Here is a 17508-nt window from a genome sequence, read left to right as displayed (position 1 = left end):
AGAAGGGAAAGAAAATGAAGGTTGTATTATTAGCAGGTGGCTTTGGAAGTCGAATTTCAGAAGAGTCTCAGTTTAGACCAAAGCCAATGATAGAGATTGGAAACAAACCAATTCTTTGGCATATTATGAAGGAATACTCGTATTATGGACATAATGAATTTATAATTTGTGCAGGATATAAGCAGCATTTTATTAAGGAATGGTTTGCTGATTATTTCATTCATAATAGTGATATTACATTTGATTACACAAATGGTAAGTCGGAAATGACTATTCATGAGACACACATGGAACCATGGAAGGTTACTGTAGTAGATACTGGGCTTAATACTATGACGGGTGGTCGTATCAAGAGAATCCAAAAGTATGTTGGAGATGAGCCATTTCTTATGACTTATGGTGATGGTGTATGCGATGTTGATATTAACAAGCTTATTGAATTCCATCAGAACCATGGCAAGCTAGCAACACTTACTGCAGTACTTCAGGATCAGTCAAAAGGTGTTCTTGATATTGGTGGTGATAATGCAGTAAAGTCATTCCGCGAAAAGAAGCTTTCTGATGGCGCACCAATCAATGCTGGTTATATGGTGCTTCAGCCAGAAGTGTTTGATTTGATTAAGGATGACACTACAGTATTTGAAAAAGAGCCTTTAGAGACACTTGCAAATGAAGGCCAACTTATGAGTTACATGCATCGTGGCTTCTGGCAGTGCATGGATAACATTCGTGAAAGAGAAATGCTTGAAAAACTATTGGCTGCAGACAAGGCACCATGGAAGAAATGGGAAGACTAATAGAATTTAGTATATAAAAGAGGTAAAAGGTATGTCTAATTGGAAAACAGAAGAAGAAGCTAGAGAGCAGATAAAAGCACTTGTAGCTGATTATTATCATGATTTTAAAGAGCCTAAGGACTCTAAGGAAAACTTCAAGCCGGGAGATAGAATCTCTTATGCATCACGTGTGTATGATGAGAAAGAAATGCAGTCTCTCACAGATGCTATGCTTGATTTCTGGCTTACAACAGGCCGCTTTTCTGATCAGTTTGAGAAGGAATTTGCACAGTGGATAGGGGTTAAATTTGCACATCTTGTTAACTCAGGATCATCAGCAAACCTCATTGCATTCATGACACTTACAGCACCAGAGCTTGGAGATAGACAGATTAAGCGTGGTGATGAGGTTATTACAGTTGCAGCAGGATTCCCTACTACGGTTACACCTATGATTCAGTATGGAGCTATTCCTGTATTTGTAGATGTAACAGTACCACAGTACAATATCGATGTTACACAGCTTGAGGCAGCACTTAGCTCAAAAACAAAAGCTGTTATGATTGCGCATACACTTGGCAATCCGTTCGACCTTAAGGCAGTAAAGGAGTTCTGTGACAAGCATAACCTTTGGCTTGTTGAAGACAACTGTGATGCACTTGGTACAAAGTACACAATCAATGGCGAGACAAGATTCTCAGGTACATGGGGAGATATTGGAACATCTTCATTCTACCCACCACATCATATGACAATGGGCGAGGGAGGATGTGTGTATACAAATAATCCTCAACTCAACAGACTTATTTTGTCATATCGTGATTGGGGCCGTGATTGTATTTGTCCATCAGGACAGGATAATTTCTGTGGACATAGATATGATGGTCAGTATGGTCAGCTTCCACAGGGCTATGATCACAAGTATGTATACAGCCACTTTGGATACAACCTCAAGGTTACAGACCTTCAGGCTGCAGTTGGCGTAGAACAGCTCAAGAAGTTCCCATCATTTATCGAGAGACGTCGTCACAACTGGGCAAGACTTCACGATGCACTTGCGAACAGCTCAGTAGCAGACAAAATTATCCTTCCAGCACCTGCAGAAGGTTCAGAGCCTAGTTGGTTCGGTTTCCTCATCTCTGTTAAGCCAGAGAGCGGTGTGAAGAGAAATGATGTTACAAAGTACATCGAGGCTCACAATGTTCAGACAAGACTTCTTTTCTCAGGTAATTTAATCAAGCATCCCTGCTTTGATCAGATTAGAGACACAGATGCTTACAGAGTTGTAGGAAATCTAGAAAATACAGAATTTATTATGAATAACACATTCTGGGTAGGAGTTTATCCTGGAATGACAGATGCTATGATTGATTACATGGCACAGGTTATTGAAGAGGCATTAAATCAGTAAGGTAGAGTAGTATGAATAAAGTAAAAGTAGCAATTATTGGTACAGGTAATATTGGTACTGATATTCTAATGAAATTAAAAAGATCGGACATACTGGAGTGTGGTATGTTCGCAGGACGTAGCGCAGATTCAAAGGGAATCCAGCTCGCAAAGGAAATGGGTATCCCAACATCTACTGATTCGATTAATGCTATCATTAACAATCCTGATTGTTGTGATATTGTTTTTGATGCAACATCTGCGAACGTACACAAGGCGAATGCACCTATTCTTAAAGATTTAGGGAAGTTTGCAATAGATCTAACACCTGCACGTGTTGGAAAGATGTGTGTTCCTGTGATCAATTTAGAGGAATGTCTTGAAGAGGATAATGTAAACCTCATCACATGTGGTGGTCAGGCCACAACACCTATTGCTTACGCAATAAGCAAGGTCCATCCCGATGTTAAATACATCGAGATAGTTGCAACAATTGCATCTAAGTCTGCAGGTAAAGGAACTCGAGACAATATAGATGAGTTTACACAAACTACACGAGATGCTTTAACAGAATTTACAGGCTCTGATAAAACTAAAGCGATTATTGTACTTAATCCAGCTGAGCCACCTATTACTATGCACAATACAGTTTATGCATTAATTGATAATCCCGATATGGATGCAATTACAAAAGCTGTTATGGAAATGGAGCAGAAGATAAAGAAATATGTTCCAGGATATAAGATTGTTCTTCCTCCTACATTTGAAAGTGGAAGAGTAACAACTACATTACAGGTTGTAGGATTAGGTGATTACTTACCTAAGTATTCAGGCAATCTTGATATTATTACATGTGCTGCTATTGAAATAGCAGAAAACTATGCCAGAAAGAAGCTAGGAGGTGTAATTAATGGCTAAATTAATGCTTTTTGATTCCACTCTTAGAGATGGCAATCACGCAGTAAAACATCAGCTTAGTGCTCAGAATATAAAGGATTACTGCCAGGCTATGGATGGAAGTGGTGTTCATACAATTTTAGTTGGACATGGCAATGGCCTTGGTGCATCCTCTCTTCAGGTTGGGCTCGCAGCAATTGATGAAAGAACAATGCTTCAGACAGCAAGAAACAATCTGGACAAAACAAAATTGGGGGCATATATGATACCTGGTTTTGGAACAATCGAGGATAATCTTAAGCCAGCAATTGCAGACGGTGTAGAAGTTTTTGAAATCGGCTGTCACTGTACAGAGGCAGATACAACTCGCGAACATATAGAGTTTCTTAGAAATCAAGGTAAAGAAACCTATGGTGTTCTCATGATGACACATATGGCATCTCCAGAGCGTTTGCTTGAAGAGTGTCAAAAGATGCAGTCTTATGGTGCTATGGGCGTAATCCTTATGGATTCAGCGGGCGCATATACCATGGAACGTGTTAGAAAGGTTATTTCAACACTTTATGATGGCTTGAATATTCATATAGGTTTTCACCCTCATAACAATATGGGCATTGCTGTTGCTAATGCTTACATTGCAATTCAAGAGGGAGCAGATATTATTGATGGTACTTTACGTGGATTTGGTGCTGGCGCAGGAAACTGCCAGCTTGAAGATTTAGTAGCTCTTCTTGAAAAGAATGGAACTAAAACAGGCATTAATTTCTATAGAATGCTTGATGCCAGTCAGGATGTAATGCCTACACTGATGGCTAAAGATATGGGGCAGGACCCAGTTAGTATTGTCAGCGGCCAGGCTGGAGTATTCTCTGCGTTTAGAACTCAGGTACTCAGAGCTGCTGAGACATTTGGCGTAGATGCAAGAGATATCTTTATGGAAGTTGGCCGTAGAAAAGCCGTAGGTGGTCAGGAAGATGTTATTGTTGAAGTAGCAAAGCAGCTTAGTGGTCAGTCTACAGATGTTGTTAGTTCACAGTTGGAATCATTATTGTAGGGAGGTTTTGTTAGATGAACGTTTCAGAGTTTATATTTGATTATTACTCAAAAAAAGGCATTGATACAGCATTTATGGTTACTGGCGGACAGGCCATGTGGTTAAATGATGCCATTGGTAAAAATGGTAATTACGATATTATCTGCACACATCATGAGCAGAGTGCAGCTATGTCAGCTGATGCTTATGGTCGAATTAAGAACAAGCCAGCGATTACCCTTGTTACAGCTGGTCCAGGTGCAGTAAATGCCATGAACGGCGTTGTTGGTGGTTATACAGACTCATCTCCAATGATTGTTATCTCTGGTCAGTCTAAGTTATCATGCGTAGAGTATCAAGAGCAAACTGGTATTAGACAGTATGGCGTTCAAGGTATTTATATTAAGCCATTAGCAGAACCAGCAGTTAAGTATTTCATTACAATCGATGATCCACAAAAGATAGAGTACTATCTTGAAAAAGCATATCATGAGGCAACAACTGGCAGACCAGGTCCAGTATGGATTGATGTGCCTCTTGATATTCAGAGTGCTCAGGTTGATTTAAAATATCTTGAAAGGTACGAGCCAGAACCAAAAGTTGAGCCTCGTATTTCTGTAAAGCAGGCAGTAAGCCATGCGTATAATCTGCTTAAGAATGCGAAACGACCAGTGTTTATTGTAGGACAGGGTGTAGCTCTTGCTGGTGCAAGAGAGGATTTCTACAACTATGTTAATAAGGCACGCATCCCTGTAATTACAGCCAGACTTGGAATAGACCTTATGGAGTCTGATAACGATTTATATGTTGGTCGCCCAGGAAACTACGGTGAGCGTTCAGCAAACATAGCAATCCAGAATGCTGACCTTATAATCTCAGTCGGATGTAGACTTGCTACATCCTTAGTAGGTCATGATTCAAAGCAGTTTGGAAAGAATGCATATATTTATGTTGTAGATATAGATCAAAAGGAATTAGACAAGCCAGGTCCTAATGTAAAATATAAGGTTAAGGCCGACGCTAAGGACTTCTTCGTGCAGATGGATAAGGAACTTGCAAATAATCAGCTCCCTGATTTTTCTGAGTGGATTGCCTATTGCAAGTCTTTAAAGGAAAATTATCCTGTATGTCTTCCCGAATATAAGGATGAAAAACCTGTTAACTCATACTATTTTGTAAATGAACTTTCAAAGATTGCTGACAGCAATGCAGCAATTATGTGTGACACTGGTTCATGCTTCCACGTTGCATGTCAGACTTGGAAGTTAAAGAAGGGACAGAATTACCTTACAACAGGTGGTTTGTCATCAATGGGATACTGGGTTGCTGGTATCGGAGCTTGTCTTGCAAACGATAGAAAGTCTACTATCGTTATTACTGGAGATGGAAGTTTACAGATGAACATCCAGGAGTTTGCAACAATTAAGCACAACAACCTTCCAATTAAGACTTTTATTTTCAACAATAATGGATATTTATTAATTCGTCATACACAGAGGAACTTTATGGAAGACAGATTTGTCGGTGAAAGTCCAGCTTCTGGTGTATGGTGCCCAGATGCAATGAAAATAGCTGAAGCGTACGGAATCAAGGGAATCAGAATCAGCTCTGTAGATGAGGTTGATGAAAAGATTAAAGAGGCTCTTGATTATGATGGTCCTGTAATATGTGAGGTTATGACACCTGAGTGGCAGTTACTTGTACCACGTGTAGCTTCTGAGAAACGCCCAGATGGTACGCTCGTTTCTAGAAACTATGAGGATATGTTCCCTTATCTTCCTAAAGAAGAATTGGAAGAATTAATGATAGTAAATAAGGATAAATAATAATGAGAATAGTCGTAACTGGTGCTACAAGTATGATAGGTGTAGCTTTAATAGAAAAATCTATAGAGCATGGAGATGAGATTTTAGCAATTGTGCGAGAGGGCACCAGTCGACTTTCACGTTTACCTAAATCTGACTTAATAAAGCTTGCTTATGCAGATTTAGATACACTAGAAACTGTCACTGGAGATGGTAATTCTTATGATGTGTTCTATCACTTTGCATGGGCGCATACAAACAAGCAGGAGCGTGATGATGCGATTCTTCAGGAAAAGAATATCAAATATACTCTTGATGCTGTTGAGTTAGCACATAGATTGGGATGCCATCGATTTGTGGGGGCAGGCTCTCAGGCAGAATACGGTCGTGTAGATGCTGTTATTGATGAAGAGACTAAATGTAGCCCATTGATTGCTTATGGTATGGCAAAACTTTCAGCAAACTACCTTTCTAGAAAACTTTGCGACAAGTATGAGATGGAGCATTTATGGGGACGCATCTTCAGTGTCTATGGAATCAATGATAACAAGGATACAATGATTGATTATGCCTTGAACACCTTAGCTAAAAACGAAGTAGCTACATTCTCAAGTGGAGAGCAGATGTGGAATTATCTTTATGAAGCAGATGCGGGAGAGATATTCTATAGACTTGGAAAGGTTGCTCATTTAAGCGGAGTGTATTGTGTTGCTAACGAAAAATCAAGACAATTAAAGTGTTATATAAATGAGATGGCGAGTTTACTTGGTAAAGATAATCTTATTAAGTTTAATATGAATTCGACACCATTAGGACTTCAGGTAAACCTTGACAATCTTATTAATACAATTGGAGAGATAAATTTTACATCCTTCGAGGATGGTATGCAAAAAATAATAAACAATAGATGATAGGAAAAGAGTCATGAAAAAGATTAGTGTGTTAATTCCCACATATAATGAGCAGGAAAATGTTGAACCTTTGAGTGAGGCCATTATTGAAGAATTTTCAAAGATTCCTCAATATGATTATGATATTACATTTATAGATAATGACTCACAGGACTCTACAAGGGATATTATTAGGGGGCTTTGCGTAAAGAATAAAAAGATAAAAGCAATCTTTAACGCAAAGAATTTTGGACAAAATAATTCTCCATATTATGGTATTACCCAGACAGATGGCGATTGCACAATAATGATGTGTGCAGATTTCCAAGACCCTGTTGAAATGATTCCTAAGCTTATAGCAGAATGGGAAAAAGGGTACAAGATTGTCAGTGCTATCAAAACAACATCAAAGGAAAATAAGGTAATTAGATTTTTACGCACCTGTTACTACAAGATGATAAAGAAGTTTTCTGAGGTAGAGCAGATAGAACATTTTACAGGCTTTGGATTATATGACAAGTCCTTTGTTGAAGTTATGAAAAACTTAGGAGACCCAACGCCATTTTTAAGAGGAATTGTGGCTGAACTTGGTTTCAGACGTACCGAAATACCATACGAGCAGCAGCGTAGAAGAGCAGGAAAAACTCACAATAACTTTTTTACGCTTTATGATATAGCTATGCTCAGTTTTACCTCATACACAAAGGTAGGACTTAGATTGGCTACTTTTGTTGGAGGAATAGTTTCATTATTTAGTTTTATAATAGCTATTGTATATTTAGTTTTAAAACTAATCTATTGGGATAGATTTGTTGCCGGTACAGCTCCTATTCTTATCGGAATGTTTTTCCTAGGAAGTTTGCAACTGTTATTCCTAGGCTTTATGGGAGAATATATTCTTAGTATGAATCAGAGAATTATGAATAGGCCACTTGTTGTTGAGGAGGAAAGGATTAATTTTTAATATATGCATGAATAGATATAATAAAGTCATTGTAAATCTCGGATAGTAATTATAAACTAGTATTAGAATAGATGGCGTTGTATTGCAATAATAAAATAAATTTAGAATGGAAGAATATGAGTCATACAGGCATAAACGATAAAGAAAAAATTATTCAACATAAGAAAGCGGCCATTAGAAAAATCAATGCCTTTATGGAAAAATGCATTGATAGCGACGATGATAAATTGCTAAAGAAGGCTGACTTAATATCCTATTGGCTGGAGTCTTTCTCTATGTATGTTGACTTTGAAGATAGATTTGATTCTACTAAAATTATTAGATATTCGCGAGGTAATATTATTAGGGTTAATTTTGGATTTAACATAGGTAAGGAATTAGGTGGAATGCATTTTGCTGTTGTGTTGGATAATGATAATAAGCATAGTGCGGATGTATTAACTGTTATTCCGCTTTCTTCTACAGAGGGAAGAAGTGTTCATCCAAGATGTGTTGATTTGGGTACGGAATTATTTGAAAAGGCAAATGCCGTTCAAGTTCAGCTGCGTAAACGAGCGATAGAGGAACTCGAAGAAATCAATAAGATTAAAGCAGGTATAGATGTCGCTTATAATATTATTGAAAACTCGTCTAAAGATGTTCGTATAGAGAATGAAAAGCAATTTTTTGAAATTAGGCAAAATCGTGACGATATGTCTAAGAAGATATCAGAGCTCAGAGATTCACTTAAGATAATTGAGCGTAATGATAAAGAAATACTAAAAATGAAAACTGGTAGTATGGCAGTTATGAATCAGATAACTACAATAAGTAAGCAGAGAATTTTTACACCTAAAAAGTCTACTGATTTTTTATATGGTATTTCTCTTTCGGCAAATGCTATGGATAAAATTGATGATAAGCTGAGAGAACTATATGGACATCGAAAAACTGCGAATTTGCAAAACAAACCTGTTGACTAATGATATCTATGCCTATATAATATAGTTACAAGATGTACTATCTTGAATCACGCCTATAGGGCATTATTATATTATCATTTTTATGATATGGGCCTCGCAGTAATGCGAGGCCTTTTACGTTTTTAAGTTTAAACGGTAGGCGACTTATTATTTTACCACTATACGGATTGTAGATAGAATTGATAAATTTGTAATCACAAAGTTAAAGATAAAATGGAGAATAAAATTATGTGTTTAGATTTTTACAAGGGAAAAAGTGTGTTAATCACAGGACACACAGGTTTCAAAGGATCGTGGATGTGTAAGGCTCTTATTAATGCTGGCGCTGATGTGACAGGATATGCATTAGCCGCACCTACAGAGCCTTCGTTGTTTGAAATGTGCGGTTTAGCTTCAAAGATGAATTCAGTAGAAGGTGATATCAGAGACTTGGTACATCTGCTCAAGGTATTTGACGAGGTAAAGCCTGAGATTGTAATTCACATGGCAGCACAGCCAATCGTACGTGATTCTTACAAGGACCCAGTATACACATATGAGACAAATGTGATGGGAACTGTAAATATATGTGAGGCAGTTCGCCGTACACCTAGTGTTCGTTCTTTTGTTAATGTAACTACTGATAAAGTTTACTTTAATAAGGAATGGCAATGGGGATATCGAGAGAATGAGGAACTTAATGGTTTTGATCCGTATTCAAATTCAAAATCATGCTCAGAGCTTGTTACATCAAGCTACAAGAATTCATTTTTTACAGATGATTATTATCAGGCAAACTATGGTATTGATGCACCAGCGGTTTCTACCTGCAGAGCCGGTAATGTAATCGGAGGAGGCGATTTTGCTAATGATAGAATCATTCCTGATTGTATTCGTGCTGTGTCTGCTGGGCAGGAGATTGTAGTTCGTAATCCATATTCTACACGCCCATATGAGCATGTTCTCGAACCCGTTATGGTTTATCTTATGGTAGCAGAAGCACAGTATAAGGATAAATCATATGCTAGCAGCTATAACGTAGGTCCAAACGATAGTGACTGTTGGACTACAGGTGAGTTGGTACAGTTGTTCTGTGATAAGTGGAATGCTGCTGTCGCAGGAACCTCTCTTGGCTCGGCATCTTGGGTAAATAAGCATGATGGTGGCCCTCATGAGGCAAATTTCCTTAAGCTGGATTGCAGCAAGCTGAAGAGTACCTTTGGCTGGCAACCACGTTGGAATGTAGAGATTACAATGGAAAAGATTGTAGAGTGGTCCGTTGCATATCTCAATGGTGAGGATGTGACTGCTGTTATGGATAAGCAAATTGCGGAGTTTTTGAAGTAAGCATTAGGAAGGATTCAACCTTAAGATGGTTTGGAATATAGTAGATAAAATTGTAAGAGTGATTGTTGGCGGATTTTTCCGTCTACTTAAGAAGGATTACACTGCATCAGTTCATGAGGGGCTGATGCAGTTTGTTAAGTTTGGGATTGTTGGCGTGAGCAACACGGTGATTTCGTATGTTCTGTATAGTGTGACGCTTATAGCCCTTAAAGCTGGTGGCTTGTTGCCGAAGTTCGATTACCTTGTGGCGACTGTGATAGCATTTGTGCTCAGCGTGCTGTGGTCATTTTATTGGAACAACAAGTTCGTGTTCACCATGGAGGAAGGTCAGACCAGAAACATCTGGAAGGCGCTTGTGAAGACATATATTTCGTATTCATTTACAGGGCTCTTTTTGAATTCAATCCTTATGGTACTGTGGGTTCAGGTGTTGGGAGTTTCAGAATTCATTGCACCGATTATTAATTTGCTGGTGAGTGTGCCGGTTAACTTTTTTATTAATAAGTTTTGGGCGTTTAAGGCGAGGTAGGGGATGGGAATGGTGTAAACGGCAGCCCAATCATACTGTTATGGAGTTTCACATATGCCTGTGATATACTGTGGCTACGAGGAGTCAGACTATGAAAATATACAGTATAGATGAAATTCAAAAGATAGTAAAACCGATTGCTGAATCCTATGGTATTCAGTCGATTTATTTGGTTCATATGCCAAGGGCATTGCGACGGAGGAGAGAGACTTGGATTTTTTGGTTATCGGCGGTGAGGGGGTTAAATTATCCATGGTTTATGCTCTGGGCGAAGATTTGAGAGCAGCTTTTCGGAAAGAGATAGACATTTTTGAAATTCATGAAGTAAATGACGATAGTGATTTTTATAGAGAAGTATTACATGAGAGAAAGCTGGTTGCATGAAATATTCTGATGAACAGCGTTACATGCCTTAGTGGCTCAGATTCAGATTAGCATTTATAATCAATGTATAGGAGATATGAAATTTATTAATAATTTATTGAAATTAAAGGATTTGAATTAGGAAATAATTTTATAACTATTGTATTACTATGGTATTTATGGTTAGGTATCTTTATTCTGGTACTATAAATATAAGATAGAGTGGCAATGAGTTGGTATATTTAATAAGGAGAATGTATTATGAGGGATGATATCACAATTATTATTTCAGCCGCAGGCATGGGTAAGAGATTTGGTGCAGGTGTACCAAAGGCGCTTATAGACATTGATGGAATGCCATTGATTGTGAGGCAGCTTGAACTCTTATCGGATTGTAAAGATATTCGAATAGTTGTTGGATATAAAGCCGAAGAGGTAATCCAAGTTGTTGAGAAGTATCGAAGTGATGTAACATATTTGTATAATTACGATTACGAAACTACAGGTACAGCAGCTAGTTTTTCGAAGGGACTAATTAATTCTAAAGATTGGGTGGTTGCTTTAGATGGAGATTTGCTCGTAAAGCCGGATGATTTTGAAAAAATACTGAATTATGATGGAGAAGTAATAGGTGGATGTAACCCGACTACAGATAATCCGGTATTGATGACTATACAAGGTGGTAAAGTGAGAGAATTTTCACGCGAGAGAGGAACTTTGGAATGGACAGGGTTGGCAAAATTAAGAAGTGATAGACTAACTCCAGGGAATTGGCATGTTTATATGATGATTGAACCATTACTTCCTGTTGATGTTCTACAAATTTCGACAAAAGAGATAGATACGATGAATGACTATGAGAATGCTCTTATTTGGGTAAGAAGCGGCTATAAGGAATAATTTTGATTTTTATTTTAGGGGGAAGAGATAATGTTGAAGCAAATTAAAGAGCTATTTACAGAAAAAAAGAGAGAGGAGAAATATTTAGAATACCTCAAGATTATAGGATGTGCCATTGATGAAAATGGACAGATATTTACTCAATCTGAGAATATACATAAAAAAATAAGAAAGCATTTTTCATATAAGGATTTTTGGTCGGAGGTATCTGATTATTCCATAAATGAAGTTTATGAGAATATAGAAGAAAGAGTAAGGAAGTTTCTAGATAGTCAACTGTTGCCATGTTATGGGAAAAATAGTTCAATGTTTAGTATGGCTTGTGGTAGTGGGGAAAATGAATTATATTTGGCTCCTTATTTGAAAGAGATTGACGGATACGAGTATTCACTAAAGATGGTTCAGACTGCTAATAAACGAGCAGAAAATCAAGGTTTTGTTAATTTGCATTTTTATCAAGCCGATGCATCAAGTTGTATTTTTGAAAAGAAATATGACATTGGAATGTCATTTTTTTTGTTTGCATATTTAGATGATGACGGAGCAAAGCATGCTATAGAAAATATGGCTGAAAGTTTGCCAGTGGGGGGGAAATTGTATTTAAGAGATACCTTAAATTTTGATTTAGATACAAAAGTGACAATTTATTTATATAATTATGTTACTGGTTATTTTGCAGCTTATCGAAATATAGAAACATATTATAAACTGATTCAGAATGCTGGCTTCAAATTGAATTATGAGGAAGTGTTGAGAGAATCATATGGTAATGGAGTGACTTTTAAGCTTGTACAGAGTGTTTGGGAGAAAGTATGAAAAAAGAAAATAACAGTTTATATCCCAAGATAACAAAGGAAGAGAGAAAGAAAATAAAAAAAATTTCAAAGGAAGCTTTTTTACATTACAAGAAGGTTGAACAAAATATAAAGTGTTCTGGAAGAAAAAAGTTAAGATTCGCTGCCTATGTAGTATATGCTTCTTCATATGGAATGGATAGTGTATTTAAGCTGATGATGGAGGATACATTACATTGGGATTCTAAGATTGTTATTATTCCAGATGTTTTGCGAGGTAAGAAGAATGAAGTTGACACCTATGTAGCAACAAAGAATTATTTCGTTGAAAAATATGGAGAGTCATATGTAGTTGATGGCTATGATATAGATAAAGACAAGTATTATGATTTATTGGATGATTTTGATATTGTTTATTTTGCAAATCCATATGACTGCATGGTAAATAAAGTTCACTCAATAGAATATGCATCGACACGAAATGTCTTACCAGTTTATGTTTCTTATGGATATGATGTAGGTCAATACACCACACTAGGACGATTACTTGGTCCTGAATTAAATCTTGTATGGAAATGTTTTTCGGATACACGTTTTTCTTATCAAGACTATAAAAAATATCAAATAATTAAAGGGAAAAACGTATATCTGAGCGGCTACGCGAAGATGGATGAATTGGATAAGGTTAATAGATGTAGTAATAAAGAGCGAAAGCGTATACTGATATGTCCTCACCATACAGTAAATGCAGAGGTACTTCCATTATCCAATTTTTTGAAATACAGTGATTTTATATTGGAATTACCGAAATTATATTCCAATGTAGATTTCGTATTTAGACCACATCCATTATTGTTTACAAATCTTATAAATAACAATATATGGGATAGTGACCAAGTTGAAAAATATTTAAATGAATTATCAGAATTAGGTGTAGAGTATTCTACGGAAAGTGATTATATGCATTTGTATGAAGACTGCGATGCTATAGTGAATGATTGCGGAAGTTTTACAGTTGAATGGTTATTTACAGGAAAACCAGGTTGTTTTGTATATAGTGATCAACTTTCAGAAGATAAGCTTACTAAGCTTATGCGTAAGGCAATAAAACGTCATTATATTGCTAGAAATAAAAAGGACATTATGAGTTTTATTGATAGAGTAATAAATGAAGATTCAAGAGAGCGTAAATTGACAAGGTGGGTCAAACAAAATATTGCAATAGGCTATCCAAATGTATCTAAAAAAATAATTAGGGAGATGAATATTTTATGAGTACTAATTTAGTAACAGGTGTTGCAAGCTTCATTGGTTCAAAATACATTCATTTCATGTTTAAGAAAGATGACAAACGAGATTAGAAACATTGGTGCCTCGTATTTTATAGTCATAGCCAAGCTTTACCTTTTCTATAGGTTGGGCTATGCTGGGATAGATGCTGTGGATTGTTCGATTGGTGCCTACCGCATAGACGGTTCGGGTCAGGATAGAACCACAGCCTCTTTGTATATTTGTAAACGGTAAATCATGAGTACCTTGTTCCATTTGTTCGGATTTGAGATAATTCTGTATAACAACTATGGATTGTACGGAAACTATGGACGTAGTGTTGATTTACACTTAAAACTGACCCAGGGAGGGTGCGGACGTTTTCTTGGACTAAGCAATTAATCCAAGACTACGTCTATATTCAAGCGGGCTTATAGCGCCAAGTGACAACTTTATCCTACTAGTAGAATACCATCTTATATAGGTATCTAATATATCAATAAACTTATCAATGGAAACTTTTATCCACGAATGATTATAGAACATTTCGTTTTTTAGGCGTCCAAAGAAAGCTTCACAAGCTGCATTGTCTGGAGAACACCCCTTCTTAGACATAGACCGAGTTATTCCAGCCTTTTCAGTTCGGTCAATCCAGCCTGGCCATCTGTAATGTGCACCTCTGTCTTAAAGAATAATGTTTCGCATTGACACAATTAGGTTATCCATACTACCACAATCAAACCAATTGTTATATAATACAAATATTGTTATGAAAACTCTACAGGCGGGCTTCTGTAGAGTTTTTGTAAACGGTAAATCATGAGTACCTCGTTCCATTTGTTCGGATTTGAGATAATTCTGTATAACAACTATGGATTGTATGGAAACTATGGATATAGTTCTCATACAAGTCATAAAACCCGAACATACAGGAGGATACTCATATGAATAATTCAGCTGCCTTAAAAAGACAGATGCGTTATCAGCAATGGGTTGAAGAAGTTAAAGACTTCAATTCCAGACCCAAAGACATGACAGTTCGTGAATGGTGTGCCATTCACGATATTAAACCACCAACCTTTTATGATCACATGCGTAGAGTTCAGGACTATTTCGCAGGTCAGCTTCAGTCTATAGATGAATCTAATCAGATGGTTATTAGTGAACCGACTTTTGTTGAACTACCACCTGCTATTGCTGAACCAAAACCAGTAACGTATGGAGTAGCTTCAATCATTTGTGGCAATGCTCGTATAGAAATATCAGAAGATATTTCTGAAGAGTTTCTATTAAAACTGATAGGAGCAATAAGCCATGCTCAATGACACTACCAGTTTTAAGAAGATATACATTGCTACAGGTTACACTGATCTTCGCCAAGGTATTGATGGACTGGCATCATTCGTAAAGCTAAGATTCAACCTAGATCCTTTTGACAAGGATACCTTGTTTTTGTTCTGCGGAAGAAAAGCAACCAAGATAAAAGGCCTTGTATGGGAAGGCGATGGCTTTCTCCTTCTTTATAAAAGACTTGAGGTTGGTGCTTTTGCCTGGCCTAGGACTGAGTCAGAAGCTCTAGCAATTTCAGCTGAACAGTATCAAAGGTTAATGAGTGGTTTTACTATAGTCGCTAAACATCCGATTTCAGAACTCAAAGAGCCTAAAGAAATCGTTTAGTTTTGTATAAAACAGAGAATTTTTAAGCGCCCAGGAAACGCTGATTTTAAGCGATTCTCTTCTTGTTTAAAGCCTTGAATAAGGCTCATATGTGGGCATATTTTCTCTGGAAATACCATTAAATCAATTGAAATGGCTAGTTACTAGCCTTTCATATATAAGCTCTGTGAAGCCTACAAACATAGGCATTATGACGAATGCCAAAACGCTGAAAATTAGCGTAAACACTGCATTTCAGCTATAATAGTTCCATAAGAAATGGAGCGATTATGTCAGTTAAATTCACAGAGGAACAACTGAATAACTTTGACAAAGCGATGCTAATACAGCTGTTTTTAAATCAGCAGGAGCAACTTGAATCCATCGATAACAAGATGCAGCTTCTGCTTGAACAGATGGCTGATATGAATCGTCAGCGCTTTGGTCGTTCATCTGAGAAATCTGATGAATCAAACCAACTATCATTTACCATCGAAGATGGTGAAATCATTTTCAATGAGGCTGAAGCCTTTGTAGATGATTGCTTTGAAGATGACAATGAAGAAACTATCACTGTCACTCGTAAGAAATCAAAAGGCAAAAAGGAAGAAGATATAAAAGGTCTTCCTGTTGAAAAAATCCCTCATGAAATGACTGAGGAAGAACTTAAGAGCTTCTTTGGTGATGAAACCTGGAAGCGTCTTCCTGATGAAATCTATAGGCGGTATAAATATACACCTGCTTCTGTCTCGGTTGAGGAGCACCATGTGGCTGTTTATTCTGGTTCTAAATCAGAACGAATGATTAAGGCTAATCATCCAAAGCAGCTACTTAGAAATAGCATGGCCTCTGACAGTACAGTTGCTGGTATATTCAATGCTAAATACGTAAATGCGATGCCACTATATCGTATTGAAGCTGAATACAACAGAGTTGGTATTAACATATCACGTCAAACGATGGCTAACTGGGTTATCCAGTGTGCTGACAGATACTTAGCAGTCTTTTACGATTATCTTCATGAGCATTTGTATGACTATCATGTAATACAAGCTGATGAAACTCCTTGCTTAGTTAACAAGGATGGTCGAGATGCTGGATCTAAGAGTTACATGTGGGTTTATCGAACAGGTAAGATGTACAAGGATAAGCCAATAGTAATCTATGATTACCAGCGGACTAGAAAGTCCGATCATCCAAGAGATTTTCTCAAGGATTTCAAAGGCATCTGTGTGACAGATGGCTATCAGGTTTATCACTCCATTGAAAAGGAACGTGACGACCTGACAATAGCAGGATGTTGGGCGCATGCAAGGCGCCGATTCGATGAAGCCTTAAAGGCTACACCGAAGGATAAACAGAAATCCTGTACAGCGAATAAAGCTTTGAAGATGATTCAAGCTATCTATCGCGAAGAGAAAAAGCTAAGTGACCTTTCTCCAGCCGAAAGATACGAACATCGACAGCTTACTGTCAAGCCTCTGGTTGAGGCCTACTTTGCGTGGGTTCATAAAGTTGAACCAAGTGTATTAGCTAACAGTAAAACTCATAAAGGATTACAGTATTCAATCAACCAGGAGCAGTATCTAAAAGTATTTCTTGAAGATGGTGAAGTTCCTATGGATAACAACGCTGCTGAGCAGTCAATCCGTGGATTCTGCATCGGAAAGAAAAACTGGGTTATGATTGATACAATCTCTGGAGCAAAAGCTAGCGCCATTGCTTACAGCATTGCTGAAACAGCAAAAGCTAATAACCTAAAACCTTATGAGTATTTCAAACATCTTCTTACTGTAATTCCAGAGCATCTGGATGATACAGATAGAAGTTTTATGGATAAGCTACTTCCTTGGTCAGATGAACTTCCAAGTGAATGTAGAAAACCAGTGAAGTAATCGTCGCGCCTGCGGGCGCGGCTAAATTTTAGAAAGGTACGGATGGTTTACCGTTTACGA

The 17508-nt window shown here is 37.4% G+C and carries 17 protein-coding genes and 1 pseudogene; 17 read left to right on the top strand and 1 reads right to left on the bottom strand.

The genetic code is table 11. The features are described 5' to 3' along the window. Positions 1 to 14: 14 nt before the first annotated feature. From rfbF to BM102_RS07920, 14 genes are all read left to right on the top strand, one after another. On the top strand, positions 15 to 797 hold the full coding sequence (gene rfbF / locus BM102_RS07985) for a glucose-1-phosphate cytidylyltransferase (RefSeq protein WP_090480716.1): 783 nt from the start codon (positions 15 to 17) through the stop codon (positions 795 to 797). A gap of 31 nt (positions 798 to 828) precedes the next feature. Beyond that, positions 829 to 2187 (top strand): lipopolysaccharide biosynthesis protein RfbH, encoded by a 1359-nt coding sequence (gene rfbH, locus BM102_RS07980; RefSeq protein ID WP_090480713.1) that lies wholly within the window; start codon positions 829 to 831, stop codon positions 2185 to 2187. An 11-nt stretch (positions 2188 to 2198) separates the two neighbouring features. After that, complete coding sequence (locus BM102_RS07975) at positions 2199 to 3083, top strand: acetaldehyde dehydrogenase (acetylating) (RefSeq protein ID WP_090480711.1); 885 nt, start codon at positions 2199 to 2201, stop codon at positions 3081 to 3083. Beyond that, positions 3076 to 4116 carry a 4-hydroxy-2-oxovalerate aldolase gene (dmpG, locus tag BM102_RS07970; protein WP_090480708.1) on the top strand — a complete coding sequence of 347 codons (1041 nt, stop codon included), beginning with the start codon at positions 3076 to 3078 and terminating at the stop codon, positions 4114 to 4116. The genes BM102_RS07975 and dmpG overlap by 8 nt, the downstream gene beginning before the upstream one ends. A 14-nt stretch (positions 4117 to 4130) precedes the next feature. Further along, complete coding sequence (locus BM102_RS07965; protein ID WP_090480705.1) at positions 4131 to 5921, top strand: thiamine pyrophosphate-binding protein; 1791 nt, start codon at positions 4131 to 4133, stop codon at positions 5919 to 5921. 2 nt (positions 5922 to 5923) lie between these two features. Continuing rightward, the gene (locus BM102_RS07960; RefSeq protein WP_090480702.1) at positions 5924 to 6811 is read left to right on the top strand and encodes an NAD-dependent epimerase/dehydratase family protein; all 888 of its coding nucleotides are present in this window, start codon (positions 5924 to 5926) and stop codon (positions 6809 to 6811) included. 13 nt (positions 6812 to 6824) lie between these two features. Further along, on the top strand, positions 6825 to 7754 hold the full coding sequence (locus BM102_RS07955; RefSeq protein ID WP_090480699.1) for a glycosyltransferase family 2 protein: 930 nt from the start codon (positions 6825 to 6827) through the stop codon (positions 7752 to 7754). A gap of 116 nt (positions 7755 to 7870) precedes the next feature. Then, positions 7871 to 8716: a type II toxin-antitoxin system PemK/MazF family toxin gene (locus tag BM102_RS07950; protein WP_177194934.1), complete on the top strand. Its 846-nt coding sequence runs from the start codon at positions 7871 to 7873 to the stop codon at positions 8714 to 8716. A gap of 228 nt (positions 8717 to 8944) precedes the next feature. After that, positions 8945 to 10042 carry a CDP-glucose 4,6-dehydratase gene (rfbG, locus tag BM102_RS07945; RefSeq protein WP_242942917.1) on the top strand — a complete coding sequence of 366 codons (1098 nt, stop codon included), beginning with the start codon at positions 8945 to 8947 and terminating at the stop codon, positions 10040 to 10042. 25 nt (positions 10043 to 10067) lie between these two features. Continuing rightward, positions 10068 to 10571 carry a GtrA family protein gene (locus tag BM102_RS07940; protein WP_090480688.1) on the top strand — a complete coding sequence of 168 codons (504 nt, stop codon included), beginning with the start codon at positions 10068 to 10070 and terminating at the stop codon, positions 10569 to 10571. Positions 10572 to 10715: 144 nt separating this feature from the next. Next, the gene (locus BM102_RS07935; protein WP_090480685.1) at positions 10716 to 10955 is read left to right on the top strand and encodes a nucleotidyltransferase family protein; all 240 of its coding nucleotides are present in this window, start codon (positions 10716 to 10718) and stop codon (positions 10953 to 10955) included. A gap of 240 nt (positions 10956 to 11195) precedes the next feature. After that, positions 11196 to 11834, top strand: coding sequence for an NTP transferase domain-containing protein (locus BM102_RS07930; RefSeq protein WP_090480682.1), 639 nt, complete (start codon positions 11196 to 11198; stop codon positions 11832 to 11834). A 30-nt stretch (positions 11835 to 11864) separates the two neighbouring features. Further along, positions 11865 to 12650, top strand: coding sequence for a class I SAM-dependent methyltransferase (locus BM102_RS07925; protein WP_090480679.1), 786 nt, complete (start codon positions 11865 to 11867; stop codon positions 12648 to 12650). Continuing rightward, positions 12647 to 13903, top strand: a complete 1257-nt coding sequence (locus BM102_RS07920) for a hypothetical protein (protein WP_090480676.1) — start codon at positions 12647 to 12649, stop codon at positions 13901 to 13903. The genes BM102_RS07925 and BM102_RS07920 overlap by 4 nt, the downstream gene beginning before the upstream one ends. Positions 13904 to 14287: 384 nt before the next feature. Here the strand turns inward: BM102_RS07920 and BM102_RS07915 are convergent. Continuing rightward, positions 14288 to 14581: pseudogene (locus BM102_RS07915) on the bottom strand (IS3 family transposase); the annotation flags it as partial. 260 nt (positions 14582 to 14841) lie between these two features. Here BM102_RS07915 and BM102_RS07910 point away from each other — a divergent pair. From BM102_RS07910 to tnpC, 3 genes are all read left to right on the top strand, one after another. Next, positions 14842 to 15222: a hypothetical protein gene (locus BM102_RS07910; protein ID WP_090478519.1), complete on the top strand. Its 381-nt coding sequence runs from the start codon at positions 14842 to 14844 to the stop codon at positions 15220 to 15222. Then, positions 15212 to 15574, top strand: coding sequence for an IS66 family insertion sequence element accessory protein TnpB (tnpB, locus tag BM102_RS07905; protein WP_072919712.1), 363 nt, complete (start codon positions 15212 to 15214; stop codon positions 15572 to 15574). Before BM102_RS07910 ends, tnpB begins: the two co-directional genes overlap by 11 nt. A gap of 269 nt (positions 15575 to 15843) precedes the next feature. Continuing rightward, on the top strand, positions 15844 to 17448 hold the full coding sequence (gene tnpC, locus BM102_RS07900; protein ID WP_090478522.1) for an IS66 family transposase: 1605 nt from the start codon (positions 15844 to 15846) through the stop codon (positions 17446 to 17448). Positions 17449 to 17508: the final 60 nt, after the last annotated feature.

It is taken from the genome of Pseudobutyrivibrio sp. JW11 (assembly GCF_900115355.1).
Classification (GTDB): domain Bacteria; phylum Bacillota; class Clostridia; order Lachnospirales; family Lachnospiraceae; genus Pseudobutyrivibrio; species Pseudobutyrivibrio ruminis.
This window is presented reverse-complemented; position numbering and strand designations above follow the sequence as displayed.